Source organism: Paenibacillus pseudetheri (genome assembly GCF_924513355.1).
GTDB lineage: Bacteria > Bacillota > Bacilli > Paenibacillales > Paenibacillaceae > Paenibacillus_AQ > Paenibacillus_AQ pseudetheri.
Genome location: NZ_CAKMAB010000016.1, coordinates 41895 through 68350, shown reverse-complemented (window position 1 = coordinate 68350; position 26456 = coordinate 41895). Strand labels below are relative to the sequence as shown.

Genomic DNA, 26456 nt, shown 5'->3' with positions numbered 1-26456 from the left:
TAAGTTAGCGGCCATTTTCGACAATACTTACTTATCACTGCAAGCATAAATGTCTTTGTCTCCTTCTAAGGACGACAAGCGTTTATGCGAAAAATATAAGACATAAAGTATAGGTGTAGAACTTATACTTTCTTATATTTTGAAAAAAGCGGAAGAAGGTCCATCCTTCTCCCGCTTTTTTTGTAATAGAAAGATTTATCGATAACATCCAGAGCAGTCAACATTTGCGTAAACGCATTCATACAATCCCTAAGTAAGAAGGTTTAGTAAGAATCTCTGAAAATTAGTCTGCTTTGTATTTTCCTAATTTTTTGTCCAAAGACGCATACAACCGCTGAATGACACGGTAATTAGCACCCAAATCACCTAGCGAACCTCTAGATGCAGAGTACATATCTACGCCACAACGTACTGGTGTGGTATTGAGCACAGAGACAGTAATGTCCAGTGTACGGCCGAATGCCGTTCTCTTCTCCAAAGTGATCTCACCTACTGACTCCACTTCATGAAGCACCTTGAATCCAGGAATCTTCTTAAGCGTTGATGAAACTTCCTCCCAAGCTTTGTCTTTCGTAAGACTGTAATAACGCGTTTTTAATGTCGGATCTTTTGCGCGGTCGCTTGTTCCATCATGACTGCGGAATAAACCAACCAAGGTTCTTTTTAACGACAAAATTCTTCCCCCTCTACAAATCCCAAGTTCATTATTCTAAGTGTAACACTCTTGTCTCAGGAACAAAAGGGTATTACTCACTTTATCCTTGTTCCAGACATACAAAAAAGCGCCCGTTCCCAACTTTCGCGGGAAACAGGGCGCTTGGCTTAAACAAGAGAAAAACCCGCTTATGCCGTCCGGCTACAGTGTCTTCTGAACCTGCTAGAGCAGGTGGGTGACCGCAGAAAACGTTTTTGAATTCCCCAAGTCATATAGACAGGGCTGTTCAGCTGCGCTTCGTGTAGATCTCCCAAGACATTATCATTGGTTCAAAACAACGAGCAACCGTAACGAACATCGCAGGATTTGTTATTATTATATTGCGTTTTAACGAAAAAGTAAACCTGTATGCGCTTTATTTTACATTGGAATTAAATTACTGACGATTTCCGATGCTTAATACTCGTCTTTAAATACGTTTTACATCTTTATCCTCAACATCATCTTCATAATCGTCGTCGTCATCGTCATCATCTTGATTGATCAAAGCAGCTTCTCGCTCTTCTTCCTCTTTCAGTTTCTTCTGCTCCACCTGCAATTGCAGTTTATTATAGGTAGCATAGAAGTTAAAGAAAGCAGCCATCGCAATCAACGATGGAATACAGATGAAATACAGTGCTGGATATCTAAGACCAATATAAGCTAGCACTGCAGCTGCAATTAAAGTTGAGAACACGCGAATTGGACGTGCTATAGTCAACAATATTGAGTTAGTCATCACTTGTTTAAAGCTCATTTGATAATGAACGACAATAGAAAAGAAGTTAAACATGGACACCGACAAAATAATCATGAGCACTAACATCAAAATACCAACAATTCTGAAGTTAGGCATTTGTGTCATGTAAACCGTTACATCGACGTACATAATAACGAACATCAATGTGTAGATAATACCACCGAGCATACTTTTTAAATAATTCTCTTTATACCCCTGAAAAAACGTACGAAAAGTTCCTACATCCGTGTTCCCCATAACCCATTTGCGCACAACGGTAAACAAAGCCGCCGAAGCAGGAAAAACTGTAAATGGAGCAAGAATCCCCATAGCCCAGTTCAATGTGAGCTGCTCATTTACTCCACCTGAGCTTGTCCCAAGCATCATCAATTTCATCAATCCAAAAAATAAAAACGGGGCGGAACATAGTGCCCATAAGATATTACTAGCTGCGATACGTGTAATCCATTCTGTGATGCGGTATAAACCGCCCATTGCTCCTTTAAACTCCAATTCCCTTCCTCCTCTGTCTCTTGCATACTGCTTATCTTAACTATACCTCATTTGACCTACTCTTTTCCATAGCCCAACTTTCTGAATTCTAGGTCATCGTCTATACATTAAGTCTATTAAGTCCATATTATGGGAGTGTAATTATAACAATTTCCAGAATCACCACATTCTAAAGGAGGTTATTGTATGTCCTCACCTGTTGGCCACGGCGGCTGGACTTCCACTGGTACGATCCTCGTATTGTTTATTCTGCTCGTTATCATCACTCGTACTTTCATATAAAAAAGCCGCTAATTCATTTAAACACCCTTATATTCCAGCAAAAAGAAGACGAGAACCGCTATTCGGCATCTCGTCTTCTTTGTATTTTGATAAATCATCACCCGCAGGTTCTGATCAAGTATTAATTATCGAAATCTTCGCGTTTAGCTGGACGTGTGCTTGTGCTGCTTGGGCGAGTAGATGGTTTGCGGTCCGCACTGCGGTTCGCTCCACCATCACGGCTAGCTGCGCCATCACGGTTGCCTTTATAGCCACCGCCATAACCGCCACTGCCGCTACCATAGTTACTGCCACCGCTGCTGTAGCCACCACGACTTCCGCCACCGCTGTTGTCACGGTTTCCACGGTATCCACCAGTGCTGCCACCGGAAGTACCACGGTTGCCACCATAACCACCATTAGGTTTGCGGCCACTGCGAATGTCGTTCTTACCACCACGACGTTTAGCACGGATTGGATCTTCAGGAGTCAATTCAATTGCAGAATCCTTCTTATCACCAGTCAGAAGCTTCATTGCAGCTGACAGCAATTGAACGGAATCATATTGCTCAAGCAATTGAATAGAAATACCTTTGTACTCATTCAATTCACCGCTCTCAACCATTTCAAGTAAGCGCTCTGCTGTTACGCGTTGTTTACCTTCAATAGCCTCAGCCATAGTTGGCAATGGTTTACGAGTAATACGGTGACGAGTAACGCGTTCGATCAAATGCAGGTGATCCATTTCGCGTGGAGTAACGAAAGACCAAGCTGTACCTTCTTTACCAGCGCGACCAGTACGACCGATACGGTGTACATAGCTTTCTGGATCTTGCGGCAAGTCAAAGTTAATTACATGAGTAACGCCGGATACGTCCAAACCACGAGCTGCTACGTCAGTAGCTACCAGCACATCAATGCTGCCATCACGGAATTTACGCATTACAGCATCACGTTGGTTCTGAGACAAGTCACCATGTAATCCATCAGCAGAGTATCCACGTTTTTGCAAAGCTTCTGCAAGCTCATCAACCCGGCGCTTCGTGCGTCCGAACACGATTGCAAGCTCAGGTGATTCCATATCAATCAAACGACTAAGTGCTTCGAACTTTTGACGTTCAGGTACTTCAACATATGCTTGATCAATCAGCGGAGCACTGATTTGTTTCGGTATAACGGAGACGTGTTGCGGGTTGTTCAGGAATTGCTGTGCAAGACGTTGAATGTTTGGAGGCATTGTAGCCGAGAACAACATAGTTTGACGCTCTTCAGGAACGAGCTTGAGGATGGTCTGAATATCTTCCATAAAGCCCATATCCAGCATTTCATCTGCTTCATCCAATACAACAGTTTGAACATCATCCAAACGAATGGTTTTACGGTTGATATGGTCAAGCAAACGTCCTGGTGTACCAATAATAATTTGTGGTTTCTTCTTAAGACCACGGATTTGGCGACCAATATCTTGTCCGCCATAAATTGCCAACGAACGAAGACCTTTAAAACGGCTTAGCTTACCGATTTCTTCTGATACTTGAATGGCCAACTCACGTGTTGGTGCCATAATAAGTGCCAGAATTTTTTCGTCTTCTCGATTAATCTTCGAAATGAGGGGGATACCAAAAGCAGCAGTCTTACCTGTACCAGTCTGTGCTTGACCAATCAGATCCGACCCAGTCAATGCGAGTGGGATTGACTGCTCCTGTATCGGTGTTGCCTCCTCAAATCCTAACTCTGTGATTGCTTGTAGCACTTTTGGCTCCAAGCCAAATTCTGCGAATGTTTTCAAATTATTCATGCTCCTTCTATACAGTGGACATTCCACATGCTTGTCTGTATTCTTAAGTAGCGGTAAACACATTTATATGCTGTCCAATCATGCTCTTTTTTCTGCATGATATAGCGCTTTTGGGACGAAAAGCCTCCCTTTCATCAGGTACTTCCTTGTACCTGAGCAACTGTAGCTTTACATCCGATGCAATGCAAAAATACCATTGTAACGTCCTACTCAAGAATATCCTGTACATTATATCACAACTCTAAGTAGGAATACCAGTGGGTTCCTTTCTTTTCATTGCATACATGGTTTATTCATAAATTTATTTATCGAGGTGGATTTGCTTGTTAAGACAGATTTGGAATTGTATTGCAGTTATTTTCGGGGCAGCGTTGATTGCCAGTGGATTTAATCTTTTTCTAATCCCTCATCGCTTACTCAGCGGAGGAGTATCCGGGCTTTCAATGTTAGTGGGTTACTTTACACCAATAAACATAAGCCTCTTGTACTTGCTCTTTAATATTCCATTGCTTGTAGCTGGTTGGTTCCAGCTAGGCCGGAGATTTATTATGCTAAGCATGTTATCCGTTGTGGCAACAACCTGGTTCTTGACGATCATTCCCGAATATTTGGTAGCTACTGATATGCTGCTTTCTTCTGTATTTGGTGGAGTGCTAGTCGGCATTGGCTGTGGCTTCAGCTTCCGTGCAGGTGGTTCATCCGGAGGTTTTGATATCCTGGGTTCCATCATCACTAAATTCCGCGATTTCCCAGTTGGAAACGTGGTGGTGAGCTTAAACGGACTCGTTATTCTTGCCGCGGCATATTTTGATAACAACTGGAACTTGGCTCTAGCATCGATGGTATCTATATACGTAACGGGTAAGGTACTGGACATGATTCACATCAGCCATTTAAAGGTAACCGTATATATAGTAACAAATCGTACAGATGAACTCCTTCAGCATCTAATGGGACTCCAACGTGGTGTCACAAAGATTAAAACAGAAGGCGCTTATTCTCATGTTGAGAAGGACATGCTAATGACAGTAACAACTCGCTACGAACTTGCTGAACTGCAACGTATTATCCGCACGACAGATCCTCAAGCATTTGTAAATATTGTCGAGACAGTTGGTGTTATGGGTTCCTTCCGAAAAAGATAAAATCGGCTATGAAAAGTATTAATTTGGAAAATGCACCAATCACAGAATTGTGATATATTATAATCAGGCAGAACCCTAACAATTTCATAAAGATTGAGATTTACCCCTCTTTTTTCCAAGCACTTCGTTTTCCGATGATTACTGAATTCCATTCAGACCTATCGAAAAAGGAAAGGGTGATTTTTGTGGAAATGGAAACGGTAAAGCTGTCAGCAATCGTCATGAGGTGGTATCCTGATATGATGCCGTTTCTCAAACAGGATGAATTAAATTCCGTAATCGTTCTGCGTGACGGGCTTAGTATTCTGGAACCTGCAGATGCCATGGATATCATCCATTACAGTATCTGTGAACATCAGAATTCTGCTTATCTTCAATGAGTAAGCCGCAAGAGAAGTCTTGATAGTTGCCGCCTTAAGTTCGGCCATGTCGCCGTGTTGAGGCGGCATTTACTTTTTAACAAAACGTTTAGAATCTGTGCGTCCCGGTTATATACAACAAGGATGGTTTTTCAGACCCCCTCTGAGCCAACATTATTACAACACTGTTCTTTTTAGAAGCAACCGTTCCTATATAATTTAGGAAATGTACATAAAGGGAGAGAATACGAATGAACATCACCTGGGCTCTACTGATGATGGCCTTGGGAAGTGTAGGCGTGCAACAGAATCAACATGACGCTGAAGTGGCAATCGCATTGAAGTCCGCCATGAATCCCCCCATCATCGCTGCGCAAAATAATAATTCAAATGTTTCAACTCCAGCTCCAAATGCTACAGCAGAAACAAATGACTCACAAAGTATGCTACACGCAGATCCTCAGCCGGATGCACCAAAAGTAAAAGGCATTTATGTTACCGCATACAGTGCCGGTGGAGAGCGAATGGAAAAGCTTCTTTCTTTACTTGATCAGACGGAACTGAATTCTATGGTCATCGACATTAAGGATGATACAGGTTACATCACGTATAAGACCGATAATCCAGAACTTCAGAAACTCGGTAATCCGCAGCCATTTATTGGCGACATCAACAAGCTGATGGAAAGATTGAAGAAACATGATGTATATCCTATCGCTCGAATTGTTGTCTTTAAGGACTCTATACTTGCCAAAAAGAACCCGCAATTATCCTTTGTTAATGCAGACGGCACAGTATGGAAGAATAAAGGCGGCGATAGCTTTGTTAATCCTTATAATGATGATGTCTGGAAGTACAATGTCGATATTGCCAAAGAAGCTGTCAAACTCGGCTTTAAAGAAATTCAATTCGACTATGTGCGCTTTCCTGAAGGATTCGAAAAACGTGCAGACACACTTAAATACACCAAAACCAGCGATTCTCGCGTAGATATCATTTCTAATTTTGTAAAATACGCAAAAGCAGAACTTGCTCCACTTGGTGTTCGTGTATCCGTAGATATTTTTGGATATGCCGCCTCTGCTCCTGCTGAGGGCATAGGACAAGACTTCGTTAAAATATCCAAGAATGTGGATGTCATCAGCCCGATGATTTATCCGAGTCATTATTCAACGGGATGGTTTGGAGTGAAAGAGCCTGACTTAGATCCGTATGCTACCATTAAAGGCTCCATGGTTGATACCCATAAGAAGCTTGATCCTCTAGGCAGCTACAAACCTGTTATTCGTCCCTGGATTCAAGATTTTACAGCAAGCTGGCTCGGAAAAGGTCATTATATTAAATACGGTAAAAACCAGGTGGAAGATCAAATCCGCGCTTTAAGAGATGAAAATGTAGAGGAGTTTCTGCTCTGGAATGCTAATAACCGATATACCTCCGACGTCGATTATGAGAAATAATGTATATAGCCCTTATTATTTATAATTGAAATCAGGTAGGATATAAATACTTAGATTTAGATAAAGACCCGGCATCTGCCGGGTCTTTTAATGGAGAGAAAGGGAACTTTTACTCTAATCATTAAAAACCAACAAAGAATGAGGCAAAGAACGATGATACAAACCACCTCTTTAAAACAAAAAGCAATACAATTTTTTCATATTTTATTTCCAATTCTGGTTACACAGATTGCTTTGTCAGCGATAACCTTCTTTGATACAAACATGTCAGGTAAGTTTGGTACAGCCGATCTGGCAGGTGTGGCGATAGGAACCAGCCTCTGGATTCCAATTCAAACGGGCTTAAGTGGAATTCTTATGGGGATTACCCCCATCGTCTCTCAGCTCATTGGAAGCAAAAAAGAAAAGGATGTAGCCTATCAAGTCACACAGGGAATCTGGTTATCACTGATCGTTTCTGTAATTGTCTTACTAATCGGGAGCTTCGCCTTGTCACCTATCCTTAATTTTATGAACCTGGAGCCGACTGTAAGAGATGTTGCATTCCGTTTCCTTAGTGCGATCTCCTTCGGAATTATCCCGCTGTTTGGATATACAGTTCTTCGTAGTTGTATAGACGCTCTGGGACAAACACGAGTGTCCATGTTGATCACACTCATAGCCTTACCCGTGAATGTTGGTTTGAACTACTTGCTGATCTTTGGGAAATTCGGGTTTCCTCGACTTGGTGGTGTTGGAGCTGGAGTGGCATCAGCGATCACCTACTGGGTAATCTTTTCGGTTGCCCTGCTGTTCATTTATCGAGCAGAACCCTTTGCTAGCCTTAGAATCTTCCGAAAGTTCTACTTTATATCGCTAAAAAGCTTCAAAGATCTAATGAAGATCGGTGTACCTATTGGCTTCTCGATTTTTTTTGAAACTGCAGTTTTCTCTGCTGTAACCTTGTTGATGAGTCGGTTCGATACTGTAACGATTGCTGCTCATCAAGCAGCTATTAATTTTGCAACTACGTTATATATGATTCCGCTCAGTATCTGTATGAGCCTTACCATTCTCGTCGGCTTCGAGACTGGATCCGGCAGGCAAAAAGATGCCCGTCAATATGCCATTATGGGAATTGGACTTGCGGCTATCCTCTCCCTGGCAACAGCACTCCTGCTCTTCTTTGCTGGCTATCATGTAGCTGGCCTATACTCTGATGAGCCGGATGTCATTTCATTAATTCAGCATTTCTTGATCTATGCGATCTTTTTCCAAATTTCCGATGCAATAGCCACACCTACACAAGGAGCACTTCGTGGATATAAGGATGTTAATCCAGCCTTCATTATTTGCTTTATAGCTTATTGGGTTATAGGGCTTCCAACAGGCTATGTACTTGCAACTTACACGGATCTAGGAGCATATGGTTATTGGATTGGCTTGATCACCGGCCTTGCGATTGGGGCCGCACTGCTCTTGACTCGGCTTGTTAAAGTTCAACGCCGTTATGCCACACAGGCAGACGCACAAGCACATCATTAATAATCAAAAGCACACAAAAAAGGAACAGTGCGAAGTTCGCAGCTGTTCCTTTTTTGTGTGTTAATTATTGAGAAAGACGGGATGCAAGCTCGTACAACTCCACGTCAAATTCCTTCTTCGTATTCACTACAAGATCGATATCTGTAAGGGTTAGTTCACCCTTGATTATACCGCAACCTTTATCAGACTCACCTTCAATTAGTTTACGAACGGCAAAGTCACCAAGACGGCTAGCAAGGTTCCGGTCTCCAGGGGTTGGTGTTCCTCCGCGCTGAATATGTCCAAGTACAGTAACCCGTGCATCCAGTGAAGCATGACGATCTTTCAACGCTTGGGCCACATCTTCGCCTTTACCCACACCTTCTGCAACAATAACGATACTGTGACGTTTACCTCTGACAAAATTGTCGCGCATCCGATCCGCAACTTCATTCAAGTCATATGGCATTTCAGGCACAAGAATTGTTTCGGCTCCAGAAGCCAGACCCGCATGCAGTGCGATATCTCCACAATGACGTCCCATAACTTCAACAATGGAAGAACGCTCATGGGAGGACATCGTGTCACGCAGCTTGTTAATGGCGTCTACAACGACACCAACTGCTGTATCAAACCCAATGGTGTAATCCGTGAAGGAAATATCATTATCAATAGTTCCCGGTAATGCCATCGTCTTGATACCGAGTTTACTTAGTTTATTAGCACCTTTATAAGAACCATCTCCACCTATAACTACTAGACCATCGATGCCCATTTCATTAAGAATATCTGCACCCTTTTGCTGACCTTCTGGTTTTGTAAACTCCAGACATCTTGCAGATTGCAGAATGGTTCCCCCACGTTGAATAATGTCACCAACACTGCGAAGATCCATTGGGAAAATATCACGATTCAGAAGTCCTTGATACCCACGTTGAACTCCAAAAACTTCAATGCCGTAATAAAGTGCGCTTCTTACAACCGCACGAACAGCGGCGTTCATCCCTTGTGAATCTCCACCACTAGTCAGTACTGCAATTTTTTTGATTTTTGACATTCTGTTGTTCCTCCTTAAAGTTGTGCAATGCCCCATCCGTTGTATAGGTGAAGCTTCGCAGCCTTGTTACAAAAAACGATTGCGTATCCAGCGGCTATTAGCGAAGAAGAACAGCCTTGTAAGCGGACTTCCTCTCATTAGGCTTTTAGATACAGTGCGAACTTCCCGCTGTTCGCTAACTTTCGGATCAGATAAATAAAGTGCCAGCAATCCCTCAATCACCATACGATGCATAGATGATTCCGGAAGTTCACGTACATCCTTACGGGCCCACTCAACCATGGAAGCGATCCGATTTAACATGGTCTCCGTGTCGTCATAATAATTGCAGAAGTTAAGATCACCGCCTGCTCGGTCCTCTTCCTGATCAATTAAATAATCCAGCATAATGTGCAATCCACACACATGTGGAAAGTATGCAGCTCGAATCGATTCCGAAGAAGACTTACTTAGCTTCGGATCACATGCGGATAGAAAAAGCATGAATACGCCTAAAGTAGAGCCCGTCGCAGCCGCAAACTCGTTCCAGTGCAGATGCGGAGCAAGGCTACCCTGCTGCTTCCACCATTCCTTCAGGGCTGTTTCCCTGAGTTCCGGGCGGATATGCTTATACACCTGCAAATCTGTATACAGCACAGCCAAATCACGAATCTCCGCTGCAGCAGCGGAATAACCTGGCAGCAAAGAGATCATCTCCTGGCATTTTCGAACTAGCCTATACAAGTACCCGCCGTCATTCTGTTCATCGCGAAGCGCATAATAATTAACAGGTTCAGCGTTTGGATCAATGGCATCCAGCATAGATTGATGCAGCAGCCTGAAATCTGCAGGATCAAGCGAAGTACTGCGATCACATAAGTTATCTAGATAATCACTGATAGTTTGATAAGCAACAATAAGCGGAATAAGTATATGTCTCATCGATAAATTGCCGGCGGCATAAATACCTCCACCTATGCAGTGAAACTCCTTTGTTTCAATGCTGGCAAGTGCTTGCTTCCGGAGCTCGGGATCGGGAATCCCATTCGCATCTTGGCGCCAGAAGTGCAGACTTTCTCTCACTTCAGGCAGCACGTACTTATAGACCCTGTTCATAAGCCCAATAGGGCCACGCGGGCTAAGGTAACGGCCTTGCTCTAATTCACTCAATGATAGTGCCTCCACATTGTTGTCTCCTTATCCAAATCACCACTTATTATAATATGATCAGACGTATTTGTACAAACAACAAAATCACTTTCGTAAAATTATGAAAGATTCAGAAATAACGCAATTCAAGAATAAAACACATAACCCCTCCATTGCTTTATGCTATACTAGCCATATTTCAATCTCAGAGGAGTGCACTTTCATGTTTTCAAAACGGACCGGAAGCCCTTACAGTGATCAGAACTGGCTTCGTTCCTTTCTTTTTACGATTTATGGTACTAGCGTTCTTGTAGTATCCTACTTCCCTTTATTCTACACACATTTAGGGTTTAGCAGTTCACAGGTGGGCTACTTGTATTCCCTCGGTCCCCTCATCTCCATCCTATCCAATCTCTTCTGGAGTATGATGAGCGATAAGCTGGGTACCATTCGAAAAATCATGTTTATTTTACTCGCGGGGCAATTAGTAACCGGACTTCTATTAGCCAGAGCGACCGAATTTTCTTCCGTTATGCTTATTTTGTCCTTTTTCTACTTCTTCTATTACCCAGTTTTTCCGCTTGCTGATACAATGGCCATCAAAATTGCGGAGCGACACGGACGAAACTTCATTACAATTCGTGTATTTGGCTCATTAGGCTATTCTTTCTTTGCTTTAACTGTCGGTTATGCGCTTAGAGCTTTAGGTGCTACTTGGAGTCTTACCTTATGTATTATCATCATTATAATCGCGCTTCTAATTACAATTGGCCTAAAGGATGTCAAAAAAACTGTTCCAGAGCTCCCCAATCAGAAAGCTGTTACTACCAAACAAGACAAGAAAGAGCATGGTCTTAAAGATATTCTTTTGCGAAAAGAGGTGCTGTGGTTCTTCGGATGTGTCTTTGTACTCGCACTGGGCCATAGAATGAACGAAGCTTTTCTCACCATCAGTTTAAAGAACCTGGGCGCTGGTGAGGAAGTGATCGGCTGGGCATTACTTGCCTCAGCACTAAGTGAAATCCCTGTATTATTTATACTCGGCAAATACGGCGACAAATTTAAAGAACTGCCATTATTAGTTTTAGCCAGTCTCATGTATGCCCTTCGTTTTCTACTAATGGCGCTCGCCGATCATCCAGGCTCTATAATCGCGATTCAAGCCTTGCATAGCCTGACATTTGGCGTCTTTTTTGTAACATGTGTCCGTTATATCACTCGGATTATTCCTGATCGTCTCCGAGCAACCGGTCTTGCAATCTACACAGTTGTTTGGTCAAGTGCAGCTGGACTTCTAAGTGGTACATTTGGTGGAATGATCTATCAAGAAGCTGGACGCTTCACCTTTTATATGGTAGCAGTTGGCTTCAGCCTTCTTGCTTTTGTAGGCTTTTTAGGACAGCATTTATTGGATACCCATCGAGATTCATTGCGCTATTTCAAGAATAAGGACAAAAAGACTTCCCTATAATAGAACACTTCTGATACTCAAAAATATTAAAAAGGTCTTTGCTATCCCTTCACTTGGGAATGCAAAGACCTTTTCATCTAAATTGATGTCTATTAGACGTAAAAAAACACAGTTCCCGAAAGAACTGTGTTCTATAGTTGGTAACCACTCTTGCAAGGGCTTGCCAAGTAAATTATATATTTATAGCAGACAGCCTAACTGTCTTTGCCGTTTCTTATAATTTTACTACGTTTTCAGCTTGCGGTCCACGATTACCATCAGTGATATCGAATTCAACTTCTTGACCTTCGTCCAAAGTTTTGAATCCTTCACCTTGAATTGCTGAGAAGTGTACGAATACATCTTCGCCGCCTTCTACTTGAAGAAAACCATAACCTTTTTCTGCGTTAAACCATTTTACTGTACCTTTCAATTGAACAACCTCCTAAAAATAACCGCCATATATGGCGTATAACTATATTATACTGCAATCTTCTACTCAAATCAATCAGTCTGGATCTTTAAATATGTGATTTAATTTGCTTTTCCCTTGACCAGTGCGTTATCATTGAGCCAAAAGCCAAAAATCGCCAGGGTGGTAATGATAATGATCAAAAAACATGAAATATACAAAACAGACAAATGGAATATGATGACGGTAGAAGTTCAAGGACGTTATATTGTACTTCGCGAAATCTCCGATCAATGGGGAGAAGAAACACATACTTTCCTTAGTCGTCCAGCTATGATGCAGTGGGTGAACAACCGATTCAACAAAGAATCTTATAAAGATAATGAAGAAGAGTACAAAAATATCATCGCAGCTTTCAAACAGGTATAACAGAATATGAACACAGAAAATCTCGCGATTTATGTTGTCCTAGTCTTATGTCTAGGCGCAGTTCTAATTATGACCAAGGATCGTGTCCCGCCGCAGTTTAAGCGGGGCATGGCCTTAACTGCTGTCATTATGATTCTGTTCGCCTTCATCTTTGTTATTTATAGCTTATTGGCATAACTTATACATTCATATATTTTAAAGAAGACAAAATATTAATAATCAGGACTTAACAGGGCATAATAAGCCGACTCTATTTTCAAGAGGAGGACGTTATGCCTATTTCACCCAAGTCCATCCCTCTTCTACTTGTGCTCAGCTTGCTACCGGGTGATTTATCATCTACAGTATTGCCGAGGGAGATTATGCCTACTACATCTCATCATTCTAGGAGGGTTTCTATGGAACAATTATTGAAGAGAAGCGAAGTACCTGCTGAGAATCGTTGGAAGCTTGAAGATGTGTTTGCTTCTCAGAAAGATTGGGATGCAGAATTTACTGAAGCTAAATCCCTAATCAAAAAAGCTGCGGATTTTCAGGGTACACTAGATTCCGCGGATGCTCTAAAAAAATGTTTTGAGCTGGATGACAAGCTGTCCATCCTAACTGAACGACTCTTCGTGTATGCACATATGCGTCAAGATGAAGACACAGCTAATCCTAACTTTCAAGCTTTGTCCTCCAAAGCGAAAAAGCTTGGTATTGAAGCAGGTGAAGCCTTATCTTTTGTAACCCCAGAAATACTGGCTTTGCCAATTGAGAAGCTCGACCAATTCATCGTTGATCCAAATCTATCCGCTTATAAATTCACCTTAACTGAAATGAAACGCGAAAAAGCCCATGTGCTTTCTAAGGCTGAAGAAGCACTGCTAGCTCAGGTAGGAAACTTAGCTCAAGCACCTCAGAATATTTTCAGTATGCTGAACAATGCGGATCTGAAATTCCCTAAGATCAAAGATGAGGATGGCAAAGAAGTTGAGCTGACTCATGGCAACTATATCAAGTTTCTCGAAAGTAACGACCGTGAGGTTCGCCGTAATGCTTTTAAGGCAGTCTATGATACCTACCGGAAGCAGAAGAACACTATCGGAGCAACGCTTAGCGCCAATGTGAATAAAAATGTTTTTTACTCACGGATCCGTAAGTATCCTTCTGTAATGGAAATGTCACTCTATGGTGATAACATTCCTAAAGAGGTTTACACCAACTTGATTGATACGATTCACGAAAGCCTTCCATTAATGCACCGTTATATGAAACTGCGTCAGAAGCTGCTGGGTGTCGATGAGTTACATATGTATGATCTGTTTGCACCGCTTGTTGATGAATATAAATTAGATATCACCTATGACGAAGCCAAGAAAATCACTAAAGAGGGTCTCAAACCGCTCGGTGAAGATTATCTGAATGTGCTGCAAAAAGGCTACGACAACGGATGGATCGATGTGTATGAGAACGAGAATAAACGGTCCGGGGCTTACAGCTGGGGGCCATACGGTACGCATCCTTTCGTACTGTTGAACCATAATGATAATTTAAACAGTATGTTTACACTGGCACATGAGATGGGCCATGCATTACACTCGTATTTTTCGGATAACGCTCTGAATTATCGGGATGCGCAATATACGATTTTCTTAGCAGAGGTTGCTTCTACTACTAACGAGGCGCTGCTAATGGATTATTTACTCAAAAAGTCTACAGATCCTAAAGAAAAAATGTATTTACTCACCTACTATGCTGATCAGTTCCGGACAACGATTTTCCGGCAGACGATGTTCGCTGAGTTCGAGAAAATCATTCATCAGCGTGTTGAAGAAGGCGAATCGCTTACTCCACAAGATCTTTCGAGCATCTACTATGACCTGAATGTTAAATACTATGGTAAAGAAATGGTTGTTGATCAGGATATCGAGATGGAATGGGCACGGATTCCGCATTTCTATAACAGCTTCTATGTTTATAAATACGCAACCGGCTTTTCAGCAGCGACTAGCTTTGCCAAACAAATTCTTGAAGAAGGTAAACCTGCGGTAGAACGATACCTCGGCTTCCTGAAGAGTGGCGGCAGTGACTACTCCATTAATATTCTGTCTAAAGCTGGTGTTGATATGTCTTCTCCTGAGCCTATTCGCGAAGCGATGAGTGTCTTCGAAGATGTTATCGCTCAAATGGAACAGTTGACCAAATAAGGCAGAGAGCTTAGTATTGCATTAATCCCTTGCCCTATTTGGGCAAGGGATTTTATTCTGTTATATCCCTGAGGAGGAAGAATTCAATGAGAATTCAATGGTCTTTAATTGCAGGTCTAATCTTTGCGCTACTAACCGCCATATTTGCAGTCATCAACGTGGATCCCGTTCAAGTCAATTTTGGTTTTGATGTAGTTAATATACCGCTGATCCTAGTTATTCTGGGCTGCGCGTTAATTGGTGGAATCATCGTGGGTTCTTACGGTATTTTTCGCCAGTACAAACTACAAAAACAAATTAAAAGCTTAAATGCTGAACTAACCAAACTTCGTGATGCCGACACTTCTTTAGATTCTTTTAACACAGACAATGATGGCCTAACAGGAGGACTTAACTAATGATTACTATTCAACCAAACGAAGATTACATACTCTCAATCCTTAAAAAATTGCTTGATACACCGAGCCCCAGCGGCTTCACAGCACAAGTAATGAACCTTGTTGCCGAAGAAGCGGCAGCATTAAATGTTCCGCTAAGCTGGAATGAAAAAGGCGGCGTAATTCTAACCGTCCCAGGCCTAGACCCTTCCCGTACTATCGGCATTAGCGCTCACGTGGATACACTTGGAGGCATGGTTCGCTCTATTAAATCTGATGGTACACTGCGACTGACCTCTGTTGGTGGCTTCACTATGCACAGCATCGAGAATGAATACTGTGTGATCCATACCCGCAGCGGCAGAACTTATACTGGAACCATCTTAACCAGCCATCCATCTGTTCACGTATATCCAGATGCTCGTGATTTCAAACGTTCAGAGGAGAACATGGAAGTACGGATTGATGAGCTAGTATCTAACAAAGAAGATGTACTTAAGCTAGGCATCTCCGTTGGTGATTTCATATCCTTCGATGCACGTGCGGTGATTACACCTAGCGGGTATATTAAATCCCGACATCTGGATGACAAAGCGAGCGTTGCTGCCCTTCTCGGCCTGCTGGAAAGCATGAAGCGCGAAGGCTGGAAACCGCTCCACAACCTTTCTTTCCTCATCTCCAACTATGAGGAAGTGGGACACGGTACAGCTTGGATTCCTGGCGAGATCAATGAAATGATCGCAGTCGATATGGGCGCCATGGGCGACGATCTTAGTTGTAAAGAAACCGATGTGTCCATCTGTGCAAAAGATTCTTCCGGCCCTTATGATTATGTTATGACTGGCCGTTTGATTGAGCTGGCAGAAGCACTTGCTATTCCTTATGCCGTTGATATCTATCCAATGTACGGTTCTGATGCTTCCGCTGCCCTTCGAGGCGGCAATAATATTCGTGCCGCACTGATCGGCCCAGGCGTACACGCCTCCCACTCCATGGAACGTACACATAAGCAAGCTGTAGTAAACACTGCTAAGCTTCTCGCTGCTTATGTGGGCACTAACTGAGGCTAGCACTGGCAAGTTAAAACAGCTCTGGAGACGTAGACAATGGCTGATAGTCTCACTTCTGCTGCTCATGATAGCAGCATCAGCAATCTCGATGTTCCTGTTATCCAGAAGTCACAAGGAAAATCCCTTTGACGGTCTTCCTCACGCTTACTCTTATTTAGAGACCGTGAGTACAGAAAATGTTCAACTCTATATGATGTCACTTTCGCCAGAAGATATTAAACTCAGAGCCGCTGGTGCCCCCCTTCAGCAAGTGATTGCTTATGGGATTAATGGAGGCTTCTTCTATGGAGACGCACTTCTCTCCATTGCTATCATGAATGATATCCCCACTAACGGTGTTAAAAAGGCGTACGGCTCCGGCTGGTTTAACGCTAAATATGTGCGCGGAACCCTGGTCTGGGATGGTTCCAGTCGTAGCTTTTCCGTACAGGTCGTCTCATCGGGAGAAGAATTGAACGTTACGGATCGCCAGCATTATTTTGCGCAAGGTGGCATTAGTATGAATCTGCAGGATGAGGAGCTCTGGGAAGATGTGATAGCGAAAGAACATCTTCCTTATTCGGATGAGAAACGAATGCGCTCAGGCATGCTGTATGACGATAGTGGCAAGCTGTGGCTGATTGTTACGCCAACACTCTCGACGGCGGCAGAGTTCCGTTCAGCCATCCTACAGAGCGTGCCTGCTGAAGGTCTCGAAGGTATCTTTCTAGATGGAGATGGCTCCTCGCAGATGAATGCTGATGAAATTATCTTACCTGGCGACTCTCGTGCTGTGGTGCAAATGATCGCGGTGGATGGAGCGAAATAAAGTAATGCTGAGGCAGCCCCCTGCAATAAAAAAACAGAGTAGGAATTCTCCAATAACCGGGGAACCCTACTCTGTTTTTTTTATTTATTAGCAGTAAGCACGTCATAATTATCACTGGAGCTTCGGACTGGGGATAATTCTGCAATTAAGGTCAACTGTGCAGGGCTACAGCAGCCATGAGTTGATTTTCCAAACTGAGCCCTCCTTATTGTCATACAAGGTCAATCCGTTTTATGCTTTACCGGCGATTTTCTCTGCAAGCTCATTCAGATAGGTCCAGCGCTCCATTAGACGCTCCAGCTCGGCTTCGGCAAGCCGCTGCTCTTCCACTAACTCCTGCAGTCTCCCAGAGTCAGCAAACGCTGCTTCCATCTCCGCACTGATATCCGTCAAGCGCTGCTCTGCAAGCTCAATCTGCTCGTCAATTCCCTCATATTCACGCTGTTCCTTAAAACTGAATTTGAGTTTGGTCTTGGGAGCTGAAGATGCCGCTATGCTACTGCCTGTATCTGTAGTCTCTTTACGCTTTGCATTTCCGTCCTCTTTGTTCGATTCTGCATTGCGTGAAGGAACATTTTTGGCCAGCCATTCTTCATATTCCGTATAATCGCCAACATGAATCCGGATATCACCATTTTCAAAAGCGATCAGCTTATCTATAGTACGATCCAGGAAATAACGGTCATGGGATACTGTAAAGACGACGCCCGGGAATTCATCCAGATAGTCTTCTAAGACAGCCAACGTACCGATATCCAAGTCGTTCGTAGGCTCATCCAAAAGCAATACGTTTGGTGCTCCCATCAATACACGAAGCAGATACAGGCGTCTTTTTTCGCCACCTGACAGTTTGGAAATCGGCGTCCATTGCATCGCGGGGGGGAACAAGAAGCGTTCGAGCATTTGGCCTGCCGTAATGACGCTACCATCAGCCGTACGTATAACTTCCGCTTCTTCCTTCACATATTCAATAGCTCGCATGCTGTCATCCATATCCTGATGTTCTTGCGTGAAGTAACCCAACTTAACCGTCGCGCCAAGCTGAACCTCTCCCTTATCCGGCTGCAGCTTACCTGCAATCAGATTCAGAAGTGTTGATTTACCGCTACCATTCGGGCCTACAATACCTACGCGATCTTGTGGTACAGCAATATAGGTCAGATCTTTAATCAGCTGACGACCATCCAGCGATTTCGACAGTTCATTGATTTCAATGATTTTACGACCCAAACGTGTGGATGCCACCGAAATATCCAGCGAACCGTTCGAACTACTTCCTGTACTTTCCTTCAGCTTCTCAAAACGGTCGATTCTTGCCTTTTGTTTCGTTGATCGAGCTTTAGCTCCACGACGAATCCAAGCAAGCTCCGTACGAAGCAGGTTCTTACGCTTTTGCTCCGCAGAGGCTTCACGCTCTTCACGGTCGGCTTTTAGCTCTAGAAAACGGGAATAGTTGGCCTCATAACGGTATAACTGTCCTCCGTCCAGCTCTAGCATGACACCTGCGACACGCTCCAGGAAATAACGATCATGCGTTACCATTAAGAGGGCACCGCGCCGTTTCTGTAGATATTGCTCTAACCAAGCCACGGAGTCCGTATCAATATGGTTCGTAGGCTCATCCAGAATAAGAAGCTCAGATGGCGTAATCAGGGCAGCCGCAAGTGCTACACGTTTCCGTTGACCACCAGACAGCGTATCCATCAGCGCATCGAATTTCACTATACCCAGCTTAGTAAGTACGCTCTTAGCTTCACTCTCTAAATGCCAAGTACCTGCTGCATCGATAGCTTGCCCAATCCGCACTAGTTTGCCTTCCAGTTCCGTATTACCTGGCTCTTTTTCAAGGCGAGACATGGTCTCCATATAATCACGCATGGTAGCAAGATCTGGATCATCTCCGGCGAAGACCTGTTGCAGTACCGTATTTGTCGGCTCATAAGGAGGGTTCTGTGCCAAGTACTGCACTCGAACATTATTTCCGATCGCAATTTGCCCACCATCCGGGGTATCCAGACCGGCAATAATACGTAAAAACGTTGATTTACCCGTTCCATTCACACCGATCAAACCGATTTTATCCCGATCGTCCATACCAAATGAAGCATCACTAAAGAGTACTTTCTCTCCATAACTTTTGGAAAGATGTTCCACGGTCATAATATTCATGCTATTTCCTCGCTTGCCTTATATTTTCATAAAACCGGTCGCAGCATAGTGCTGCTATTCCACCGGTCTATCATCCTGACCTAAATTCAAGTAATCCATAGCCCCTTTAATAAAAAGACCCGCAGCGAAACCAGCGCGTTTATACGCATCATCTTCCATAAATGATGGATCAAACAAAATATCCATCTTCAGTCGATCCAACATCCCTATGTAGGACTGCGCCATAAGCTCAGGCTCAGATGCCCCGCCCTCCAGCAATACCTTCACCACTGCCTGCATATATTCTTCCATAAAAAGCGTCATATACGCCACAAGCTCTGGGTTATTGTTAGGTGCGCGGAAAAAGAGCTTCGTGTGTCGCTTGCGCTCATAATAATAGTAAAGATGATGTTTGGCGATGATTGACAGTTTACCTGACAAAGTATCACTAGCCTTCAGCTTTTCCTGTAATTGCTGAAGGAATCCCTCACAATCCCGGCGCGTTACCGCCATGAACAATTCTTCTTTACTCTTGAAGTATAAATAAACGGTGCCCTTAGCAATTCCGGCCTGAACCGCAATTTCCGACATCTTCGTTTCGTAAAATCCACCTGAACCGAAGAGCTCGTATGCGGCATCCAGAATGGCAGTATGTTTATGATTGGACGTGCTGCTCATCGGTTCCTCCTTTAAAACATCATCCCACACAATAAGGCAATAGCCCCTCCGACGATAGAGCTAATAGCATTGACTGCATCATTGGTCATCCACTTCCAGCCACGTGCGTATTCAACCATCTTACCGCAGTGATGTGTACTTTCCACTTCGCGTCCGCATACGGTGCAACGATTCATCTGCTGAACGGTTGCACCGAGAATAGAATCCGTGAACGCACCCGCAAGTCCTCCAATGAGTCCAGCCAATGTAAGCAACAAGAAGGATTGATCTGGCATGCCGGATATCATCCGCAGTAGCCATGAAGATGCACCGATAAGCGCACCTCCTGCAGCGGCGGCCAGCGTACCCAGGCTGGAAACGCCACCCGAGGCACCGGCCGGAAGTATTTTACCTGTCAAGACAGACCGAGGCGATTTCTTGCTGAGTGTGCCAATCTCCGTAGCCCATGTATCAGAGGTTACCGTTGCCATAACGCCGATAAATAAAAATTCCCAATGTTCCATCGGAACAATCGCATTCAATAGAACGAAAACCATCCCAAGCCCACCATTAGCAAAGACCTGCCCAGCATCTCGGCGACCTGTCTTGGCATAAGTCAGCTCAAGCTCTGCCTTATTATCATGATGAAGCTTAGACAACAGGCTTGAAGAGATGAAAAAAATCAACAATATTCCAAACCAAAAAGCATTTCCAGCACCAAAATAAATGGTCCCCATAACTACCGCGGCAAGCATGCCGGAGAGGCTTAAGGATTGTTTCCTATATGCCGCTCCCGCAACTAACAAAGCGCCAAGGGCGCCAATAATCCATAACATAGATTCATCTCCAACAGATGTTTTTAGCCGATCAGGCAAGTCCCCATCAGCTTGTCACCCCAGTACAATTCAAACGAATCTCCTGATACGGTAGGGCCTACGCCTGCTGGTGTTCCTGTGAATATCACATCGTCTTTACCCAGCCCGTAACGCGCAGCGATAAAATCGACAATTTTTTGGAGCGAAAAAATCATGTTTTTGACATTTCCTCGCTGAACTTCAACACTATTTTTTAAAACCGTGAAATCCGTTCCTTCCAGCTCTTCCATATCAGGAAACGCAATATAAGGTGTGAGTGGAGCAGCGTTCTTAAAGCCTTTTGCCGGTGTCCAGGGTAGACCTTTCTTCTGCAGATCATTATGCACATCACGCAGTGTGAAATCGAGTCCCAGAGCCATAACATCTACCAGATCCTCCACGCTCATACCCGGTACATAATCACGCGCGATCCGTAGCACAAGTTCTCCTTCATAATGAACCTGGCCTGAATCCTTTGGAAGCTGAATGACTGCTTTATCGAGGGAAACCGCCGCATGTGAGGGCTTCATAAAAATGAGTGGCTCTACGGGGACATTATTTCCTAATTCCTCCGCATGTAGCTTGTAGTTCCGTCCAACACAATACAAATTATTAACAGCAGCGCACACAGACAATCAGCTCTCTTTCCCATCGAATTGGATTATTTATACTTTCAGAAATGTATCGCCCCAGATATCCGGACGGTTTGTACAAATCATTATATCAGAATGCATATCTGCTAAGCGACGCATCTCTTTCCCTTTGTTCACGGTCCAAGCCATTATCTTCACACCTTGCTCCGTCAAAACCTTAGCCAATCTAGGATTTAAACGCGAAAAGCTAATCGACAAAAGAGAACACTCCAGTTCATGCAGCCTTCGAGCAGGATTACCAAACCTTGAATCAAAAATTAAGCCTGTACGAAAGCGGGGGTCTATTTCTTTGATTTTTTTCAACACATCTGCATCAAAAGAGGTCAAAATCACGTCGTCCCGCATGCCTTTAGAGGAAATAAGATCCGTCACCTTCTGCTCGATGCCAGGATACATATTGCCCACTGTTTTCAGTTCAATATTGAGACGCAGTCTACCGGAGGCTAGTGTAAGCACCTCTTCCAAAGACGGCACCCGCTCTCCCCGAAAAGAACGCCCTTTCCAGCTACCCGCATCGAGACGCCGGATATGTTCCCAATCCATATTCTTCACCTTACCATGACCATTAGTTGTACGGTCCAGTGTAAAGTCATGAATGACAACAGGAACACTGTCCTTGGAGAGCTGGACATCCAATTCCATCCAGTGTACAAAAGGCATGGCAATGGCCATACGGATCGCTGCTAATGTATTCTCCGGAGCTTTACCGGAAAATCCCCGATGGGCAACACACAAATTGTTCATCATAAGGACCTCCCAGGAACCCTATTTTGTAACTTGAATCACTTTGCCGTCACTGTCGATCTTAACTCGACCAGCAGATAAAGACTCTATTTTTTTCAGCAAAAGCTGTCCGTTCACCTGATTCATGGGCACGGGCTGAGCTAGCTCAGCAGTCATAGGCTTCAGCTGTAATGAACATTGACCTTTTTTACTACATTCCGCCTGAAAAACAGCAGTTTCCCAAGTGGCAGGTACCGTTGATCTCGTAAAAATAAAATTACCAGTGCTGTAGGCGATCCACTTGCCTTTGTACGGCTCCACACCTTGCAATACATGTGGGTGACCACCAATGACAAGATCAGCTCCCGCATCGACAAAGCTACGCCCAAGGGTCTGCTGAATATTATCGAACTGCTCTACCCGTTCTTTGCCCCAATGGACAACTACGACAACCAAATCAGCTTTTTGTTTAGCTGCAGCAATCGCTTTAAGTCCTTCTCTGCTATCATATACTGAAGCAAGCCCCGGTTTATTTTTTCCCGCCATCCAATCAGATGCAGGAATCACCCGTGTGAACCCCAGCAAGGCGATCTTAATCCCTTTACGCTCAAAATATTGCGCCGAGTATGCTTCTTTACTGTTGAGTCCAGCACCAACATAAGGAATGCCTCTTTCCGATAGATGGCTAAGCGTGTCTCGCAGACCTTCCTCCCCTTGATCCAGCGTATGATTGTTCGCCATATTTACTGCATCCACTCCGGCTGCTTTAAGAGCATCTAGCGCCTTCGGCGAGCCTTTAAATACAAATTGCTTATTAGCGGCGCCAACTCCACCCGTGGTCACAGGAGTTTCCAGATTCACGACCGTAAGGTCATCCTTCTTGAACATTCCATTCAGCGCGGCATACGAATAATCGTAGCCTTTCTTTTCAAGTAATTCTCCAGCTTTCCCCGAAAAAATAACATCTCCAGCAAAATTCAGGGTCACTGTATTGCCAGAAGCCTCGTCATCTGATGGAAGTCCAGACACAGAACCACCATCTGCGACTTGGGAGCTACCTTCATCTGGCGAAGGGGGCTCAGTTGCTACAGGCGCCTGTGTTTCAACATTTTCTTCTCTCTTTGGCTCTGGTGTAGGTGTAGCTTCCGGAGTTACCGTTGGAGAAGGGATGGGAGACTCCGTGGCTTCAGGCGTTGCAGTCACTATAGGTGCTGTCTCCTGAGCAGTACTATCCGGCGTAGGCGAAGCCGTCATTTGCGCCACTGGAGGCGGCTCAGAACTTCCCTTGAATCTGTCATCCATAAAACTATAGCTGAGCGCCACAATAATCATCAGAAGTAGACCTGCATTGACCCACATCCAGGCCGTTCTGCGCTTACGTTTGCTCTTATGTTTGTTCTTCTGTCTAGAACGCGATCGCGGCGGATACATTGTTTATATGATCTCCTCTACTCTCAAATTGGTTCTATTATAGCATACCTAGCACCTGTCCCTCCAAATAAGAGAGTCCGCCAAGTATAACTTTCTTATATTTTAAAATAGTATAATCTAATATTTAAACAAAAACGGTGAAGCAAAAAAATCTTCGCTTCACCGTCCATTATATAATTCTAGATCTCCCGTAAATGTACAATTAAATCGATATACGTTTTGCAGCGCTTTGTGCTGTAAGCTTAGCCTGCTTAACACAATCGGGCATTGCCACTCCATCATATCCAGCTCCAAAGACATATACCCCAGGAAGTTTTGTCTCAAGCTCCCTATGGAATTTAGAAAGATTATCAAGATGTCCTACAGGATACTGTGGCATCGAATGTTCCGAACGAGTAATTTCCGTGAATATAGGTTTCGCTGTAATGCCCATGATCTCTCTTAAATCCTTACTCACTAGTTCCGTAAGGGCCTCATCTGGAAGTTGAACATTCTGCTCATCTCCGGAACGGCCTACATGACAGCGCATAAGCACTTTATCATCTGGACTCGTATGCGGCCACTTCGTAGAAGTCCATGTACAGGCAGTAATATTGCGCCCTTCCTTACGCGGCACAAGAAAACCTGCTCCAGCATCATCAATTACGATATCCTTCTTGTTGAAGGCCATGACTAAGTTCGCAACCGATACATAATTTACCGCATCGAGTGCTGAAACATCCACATGTGGACGCAAAAGTTCGGCAGCAAAAGAATTTGGTGTGGTGATATATATTTCATCCGCAAGCAGCCGTTCGCCACTTTCCAGTTCTAGATCATAACGAGAAGCTTTAGTTCCTGTAGCATGTATAGAGACCACCGCAGCTTCAGTTCGCTGTTCTACATCATGCAGTTCATGAATCAAGCCATGCACGAGACTTTGTAGTCCTTTTCGAAATGTCAGAAAAGTGCTGTTCTTTGTGCTCGTATTTGTCTTAGTCGAATTCCGTTCTTTGATGATTCCACGAATAAGACCACCATACTGCCGCTCTACTTCCCCAAACTGTGGAAAAGTAGCCTGTAGGCTGACTTTGCGTAAATCCCCAGCATACATACCGGCTAATAACGGTTCGGTCAAATTCTCCATCACTTCAGTACCTAAACGTCGCTCAATCAGCTGTCCGAGGGATTCATCGTCATTACTCCGCTTAGGAGGAAGGATCAAGTCCATCAGCGCACGTATTTTGCCACCGAATGAAACCAGAGCACTTGATAGAAATGGCTTTAGTTCAGTAGGAATTCCAAGCACAAGACCGGGAGGCATAAGATGGAGCTTGTCACGCTGTAGTATATAGGTCTTCTCTGCCTTTGGATTTGTGCTCACCAGCTCGTGATCTAGCTCTAATTCCTTAGCCAGTTCAATCATCTCTGTTTTGCTAGCTAAAAAAGAATCCGGGCCTTTCTCAATCACAAATCCATCCCGGTGCAATGTTTCGATCTTCCCACCAAGAGTCTTATCTTTCTCTAGCAGTACAATATCAGGTTTCATGCCAGCTTCTTTGTAAAACTTACGAATGTAAAAGGCGGTGCTGAGTCCACTCAGCCCACCGCCTATGATAACAATTCGCCTAGAGGGACCAGTCATGACTGACCGGCCGCCATTTGATTCAGTCTTGTATGAACAACATCGCTCAATACGGACATGTACGCAGGATCGCTGTTCAATGATTCAATCCGCATAAGACGCATATCCAGTTCTGAAGCTACGGCTGTTGCCTCGATATCGAGGTCGTACAGCACTTCTAAATGATCGGATACGAACCCGATCGGTGCCACTAGAACATACTCTACCTGTTCCTTGCTAAGCTGCTTAAGTGTATCCAGAATATCTGGTCCAAGCCATGGTTCAGCCGTCCGTCCAGCGCTTTGCCATGTAAACTGCCAATTGGTTATCCCCGCTTGATCTGCAATAGCCTTTGAGGTCTCCAATAGTTGATCTTTATAAGGATCCCCCATAGCTAGAATACGCTCTGGAAGACTATGCGCGCTAAATAATACCCTTATCTCATCGCGAGTAGCGCCTGCTTCGATATATTGATCAATTTTCGCAGTTACTCTCCGGCTTAGAACATCGATCAATACTGGGTGCATATGGTAGCTCTCCACAAACCCCATGTCGATCTTACATGCATCAGCCTTTTCCTGAGCACGTTTGATGTAGCCACCCACGCTCATGCTTGAATAGTGAGGGGCAAGTACAACACCAACCGCTTGGGTAATGCCGTCCTTCGCCATCGCCTCGACGCCGTCCTCAATAAACGGATAGGTATGCTTCAACCCCTGATAGCAGACAAATTCAACATCCGCCCCAGCTTTATCCGCGTTTAGTGCTGCCTGTAATGCCGCTACTTGACGATCTGTGTTCTCCCGCAGCGGGAATACACCCCCGACGATCGCTTCATAGCGATCTGTTAATTCTTTAAGCTGCTCCGCTGTCGGTGGATTACCTCGCCGAATATGAGTGTAATATGCTTCAACGTCTTCTAAGCTTTTAGGAGTGCCATACGACATGACGAGAACACCTATTTTTGCTGTCACGGATTCCATCCCCTTATAGAT

26 protein-coding genes and 1 other RNA gene are annotated in these 26456 nt (G+C 44.1%); 12 read left to right on the top strand and 15 right to left on the bottom strand.

Annotated elements, in window-relative coordinates; genetic code table 11:
• Positions 1–283: 283 nt before the first annotated feature.
• The 3 genes from L1028_RS16180 to L1028_RS16170 all read right to left on the bottom strand — a co-directional run bounded on the left by L1028_RS16180 (position 284) and on the right by L1028_RS16170 (position 1946).
• Positions 284–673, bottom strand: coding sequence for a DUF1499 domain-containing protein (locus L1028_RS16180; protein WP_060624376.1), 390 nt, complete (start codon positions 671–673; stop codon positions 284–286).
• 159 nt (positions 674–832) lie between these two features.
• Positions 833–1024, bottom strand: a non-coding RNA gene (gene ssrS, locus L1028_RS16175) — 6S RNA.
• Positions 1025–1124: 100 nt separating this feature from the next.
• Positions 1125–1946 carry a YesL family protein gene (locus L1028_RS16170; protein ID WP_234535523.1) on the bottom strand — a complete coding sequence of 274 codons (822 nt, stop codon included), beginning with the start codon at positions 1944–1946 and terminating at the stop codon, positions 1125–1127.
• A gap of 186 nt (positions 1947–2132) precedes the next feature.
• Between L1028_RS16170 and L1028_RS16165 the strand changes: the two genes are divergently transcribed.
• Complete coding sequence (locus L1028_RS16165; protein ID WP_234535522.1) at positions 2133–2228, top strand: YjcZ family sporulation protein; 96 nt, start codon at positions 2133–2135, stop codon at positions 2226–2228.
• A gap of 121 nt (positions 2229–2349) precedes the next feature.
• Here L1028_RS16165 and cshA read toward each other — a convergent pair whose 3' ends face one another.
• A complete protein-coding gene (gene cshA / locus L1028_RS16160; RefSeq protein WP_279306869.1) occupies positions 2350–3996 on the bottom strand; it encodes a degradosome RNA helicase CshA in 1647 nt (548 codons plus the stop codon).
• A gap of 332 nt (positions 3997–4328) precedes the next feature.
• On the opposite strand from cshA, the gene L1028_RS16155 reads away from it, so the two are divergent.
• The 4 genes from L1028_RS16155 to L1028_RS16140 all read left to right on the top strand — a co-directional run bounded on the left by L1028_RS16155 (position 4329) and on the right by L1028_RS16140 (position 8493).
• A complete protein-coding gene (locus tag L1028_RS16155) occupies positions 4329–5150 on the top strand; it encodes a YitT family protein (RefSeq protein WP_042126312.1) in 822 nt (273 codons plus the stop codon).
• Between the two features lie 191 nt (positions 5151–5341).
• Positions 5342–5530 carry a hypothetical protein gene (locus L1028_RS16150; RefSeq protein WP_036689649.1) on the top strand — a complete coding sequence of 63 codons (189 nt, stop codon included), beginning with the start codon at positions 5342–5344 and terminating at the stop codon, positions 5528–5530.
• Positions 5531–5760: 230 nt separating this feature from the next.
• The gene (locus L1028_RS16145) at positions 5761–6969 is read left to right on the top strand and encodes a putative glycoside hydrolase (RefSeq protein ID WP_234535520.1); all 1209 of its coding nucleotides are present in this window, start codon (positions 5761–5763) and stop codon (positions 6967–6969) included.
• Between the two features lie 153 nt (positions 6970–7122).
• Positions 7123–8493, top strand: coding sequence for an MATE family efflux transporter (locus L1028_RS16140; protein ID WP_234535519.1), 1371 nt, complete (start codon positions 7123–7125; stop codon positions 8491–8493).
• Between the two features lie 64 nt (positions 8494–8557).
• On the opposite strand, the gene pfkA is transcribed toward L1028_RS16140, so the two are convergent.
• Both pfkA and L1028_RS16130 read right to left on the bottom strand, forming a co-directional pair.
• Positions 8558–9529 carry a 6-phosphofructokinase gene (gene pfkA / locus L1028_RS16135; RefSeq protein WP_234535518.1) on the bottom strand — a complete coding sequence of 324 codons (972 nt, stop codon included), beginning with the start codon at positions 9527–9529 and terminating at the stop codon, positions 8558–8560.
• Positions 9530–9595: 66 nt separating this feature from the next.
• On the bottom strand, positions 9596–10678 hold the full coding sequence (locus tag L1028_RS16130) for a tetraprenyl-beta-curcumene synthase family protein (protein WP_234535517.1): 1083 nt from the start codon (positions 10676–10678) through the stop codon (positions 9596–9598).
• 202 nt (positions 10679–10880) lie between these two features.
• Here L1028_RS16130 and L1028_RS16125 point away from each other — a divergent pair, with 202 nt between their 5' ends.
• The gene (locus L1028_RS16125) at positions 10881–12128 is read left to right on the top strand and encodes an MFS transporter (RefSeq protein WP_234535516.1); all 1248 of its coding nucleotides are present in this window, start codon (positions 10881–10883) and stop codon (positions 12126–12128) included.
• A gap of 214 nt (positions 12129–12342) precedes the next feature.
• Here L1028_RS16125 and L1028_RS16120 read toward each other — a convergent pair whose 3' ends face one another.
• Positions 12343–12540 carry a cold shock domain-containing protein gene (locus tag L1028_RS16120; protein ID WP_042126303.1) on the bottom strand — a complete coding sequence of 66 codons (198 nt, stop codon included), beginning with the start codon at positions 12538–12540 and terminating at the stop codon, positions 12343–12345.
• Positions 12541–12714: 174 nt separating this feature from the next.
• Here L1028_RS16120 and L1028_RS16115 point away from each other — a divergent pair, with 174 nt between their 5' ends.
• The 6 genes from L1028_RS16115 (at position 12715) to L1028_RS16090 (ending at position 17392) form a co-directional block, all read left to right on the top strand.
• A complete protein-coding gene (locus tag L1028_RS16115) occupies positions 12715–12948 on the top strand; it encodes a hypothetical protein (protein WP_036689271.1) in 234 nt (77 codons plus the stop codon).
• Between the two features lie 6 nt (positions 12949–12954).
• Positions 12955–13125: a hypothetical protein gene (locus tag L1028_RS16110; protein WP_234535515.1), complete on the top strand. Its 171-nt coding sequence runs from the start codon at positions 12955–12957 to the stop codon at positions 13123–13125.
• Positions 13126–13346: 221 nt separating this feature from the next.
• Entirely contained in the window at positions 13347–15137 is a 1791-nt protein-coding gene (gene pepF, locus L1028_RS16105) for an oligoendopeptidase F (RefSeq protein WP_234535514.1), read from the top strand.
• An 86-nt stretch (positions 15138–15223) separates the two neighbouring features.
• Complete coding sequence (locus L1028_RS16100; protein ID WP_042186819.1) at positions 15224–15535, top strand: LapA family protein; 312 nt, start codon at positions 15224–15226, stop codon at positions 15533–15535.
• A 2-nt stretch (positions 15536–15537) separates the two neighbouring features.
• A complete protein-coding gene (locus L1028_RS16095) occupies positions 15538–16578 on the top strand; it encodes a M42 family metallopeptidase (RefSeq protein ID WP_042193612.1) in 1041 nt (346 codons plus the stop codon).
• Positions 16562–17392 (top strand): hypothetical protein, encoded by an 831-nt coding sequence (locus L1028_RS16090; RefSeq protein WP_234535513.1) that lies wholly within the window; start codon positions 16562–16564, stop codon positions 17390–17392. The genes L1028_RS16095 and L1028_RS16090 overlap by 17 nt, the downstream gene beginning before the upstream one ends.
• Before the next feature lie 231 nt (positions 17393–17623).
• On the opposite strand, the gene L1028_RS16085 is transcribed toward L1028_RS16090, so the two are convergent.
• The 8 genes from L1028_RS16085 to hemH all read right to left on the bottom strand — a co-directional run bounded on the left by L1028_RS16085 (position 17624) and on the right by hemH (position 26435).
• Positions 17624–19561, bottom strand: coding sequence for an ABC-F family ATP-binding cassette domain-containing protein (locus L1028_RS16085; protein WP_234535512.1), 1938 nt, complete (start codon positions 19559–19561; stop codon positions 17624–17626).
• Between the two features lie 54 nt (positions 19562–19615).
• Complete coding sequence (locus L1028_RS16080; protein WP_234535511.1) at positions 19616–20218, bottom strand: TetR/AcrR family transcriptional regulator; 603 nt, start codon at positions 20216–20218, stop codon at positions 19616–19618.
• Between the two features lie 11 nt (positions 20219–20229).
• A complete protein-coding gene (locus tag L1028_RS16075) occupies positions 20230–21033 on the bottom strand; it encodes a DUF92 domain-containing protein (RefSeq protein ID WP_234535510.1) in 804 nt (267 codons plus the stop codon).
• 23 nt (positions 21034–21056) lie between these two features.
• Entirely contained in the window at positions 21057–21680 is a 624-nt protein-coding gene (locus L1028_RS16070; protein ID WP_234535596.1) for a fumarylacetoacetate hydrolase family protein, read from the bottom strand.
• Positions 21681–21716: 36 nt separating this feature from the next.
• Positions 21717–22448 (bottom strand): glycerophosphodiester phosphodiesterase, encoded by a 732-nt coding sequence (locus tag L1028_RS16065; protein WP_423803053.1) that lies wholly within the window; start codon positions 22446–22448, stop codon positions 21717–21719.
• A 21-nt stretch (positions 22449–22469) separates the two neighbouring features.
• Complete coding sequence (locus tag L1028_RS16060) at positions 22470–23858, bottom strand: CapA family protein (protein WP_234535506.1); 1389 nt, start codon at positions 23856–23858, stop codon at positions 22470–22472.
• Between the two features lie 202 nt (positions 23859–24060).
• On the bottom strand, positions 24061–25482 hold the full coding sequence (gene hemG, locus L1028_RS16055) for a protoporphyrinogen oxidase (protein ID WP_234535504.1): 1422 nt from the start codon (positions 25480–25482) through the stop codon (positions 24061–24063).
• Positions 25479–26435, bottom strand: coding sequence for a ferrochelatase (gene hemH / locus L1028_RS16050; protein ID WP_234535502.1), 957 nt, complete (start codon positions 26433–26435; stop codon positions 25479–25481). The genes hemG and hemH overlap by 4 nt, the downstream gene beginning before the upstream one ends.
• Positions 26436–26456: the final 21 nt, after the last annotated feature.

Bases quoted from the DNA above. Each gene is read 5' to 3' on its own strand.
- L1028_RS16165 (WP_234535522.1), top strand. From the start codon at position 2,133: ATGTCCTCACCTGTTGGCCACGGCGGCTGGACTTCCACTGGTACGATC.
- L1028_RS16150 (WP_036689649.1), top strand. From the start codon at position 5,342: ATGGAAACGGTAAAGCTGTCAGCAATCGTCATGAGGTGGTATCCTGAT.
- L1028_RS16145 (WP_234535520.1), top strand. From the start codon at position 5,761: ATGAACATCACCTGGGCTCTACTGATGATGGCCTTGGGAAGTGTAGGC.
- L1028_RS16140 (WP_234535519.1), top strand. From the start codon at position 7,123: ATGATACAAACCACCTCTTTAAAACAAAAAGCAATACAATTTTTTCAT.
- pfkA (WP_234535518.1), bottom strand. From the start codon at position 9,529: ATGTCAAAAATCAAAAAAATTGCAGTACTGACTAGTGGTGGAGATTCA.
- L1028_RS16125 (WP_234535516.1), top strand. From the start codon at position 10,881: ATGTTTTCAAAACGGACCGGAAGCCCTTACAGTGATCAGAACTGGCTT.
- L1028_RS16115 (WP_036689271.1), top strand. From the start codon at position 12,715: ATGATCAAAAAACATGAAATATACAAAACAGACAAATGGAATATGATG.
- L1028_RS16110 (WP_234535515.1), top strand. From the start codon at position 12,955: ATGAACACAGAAAATCTCGCGATTTATGTTGTCCTAGTCTTATGTCTA.
- pepF (WP_234535514.1), top strand. From the start codon at position 13,347: ATGGAACAATTATTGAAGAGAAGCGAAGTACCTGCTGAGAATCGTTGG.
- L1028_RS16100 (WP_042186819.1), top strand. From the start codon at position 15,224: ATGAGAATTCAATGGTCTTTAATTGCAGGTCTAATCTTTGCGCTACTA.
- L1028_RS16090 (WP_234535513.1), top strand. From the start codon at position 16,562: ATGTGGGCACTAACTGAGGCTAGCACTGGCAAGTTAAAACAGCTCTGG.
- L1028_RS16085 (WP_234535512.1), bottom strand. From the start codon at position 19,561: ATGAATATTATGACCGTGGAACATCTTTCCAAAAGTTATGGAGAGAAA.
- L1028_RS16080 (WP_234535511.1), bottom strand. From the start codon at position 20,218: ATGAGCAGCACGTCCAATCATAAACATACTGCCATTCTGGATGCCGCA.
- L1028_RS16075 (WP_234535510.1), bottom strand. From the start codon at position 21,033: ATGTTATGGATTATTGGCGCCCTTGGCGCTTTGTTAGTTGCGGGAGCG.
- L1028_RS16065 (WP_423803053.1), bottom strand. From the start codon at position 22,448: ATGAACAATTTGTGTGTTGCCCATCGGGGATTTTCCGGTAAAGCTCCG.
- L1028_RS16060 (WP_234535506.1), bottom strand. From the start codon at position 23,858: ATGTATCCGCCGCGATCGCGTTCTAGACAGAAGAACAAACATAAGAGC.
- hemG (WP_234535504.1), bottom strand. From the start codon at position 25,482: ATGACTGGTCCCTCTAGGCGAATTGTTATCATAGGCGGTGGGCTGAGT.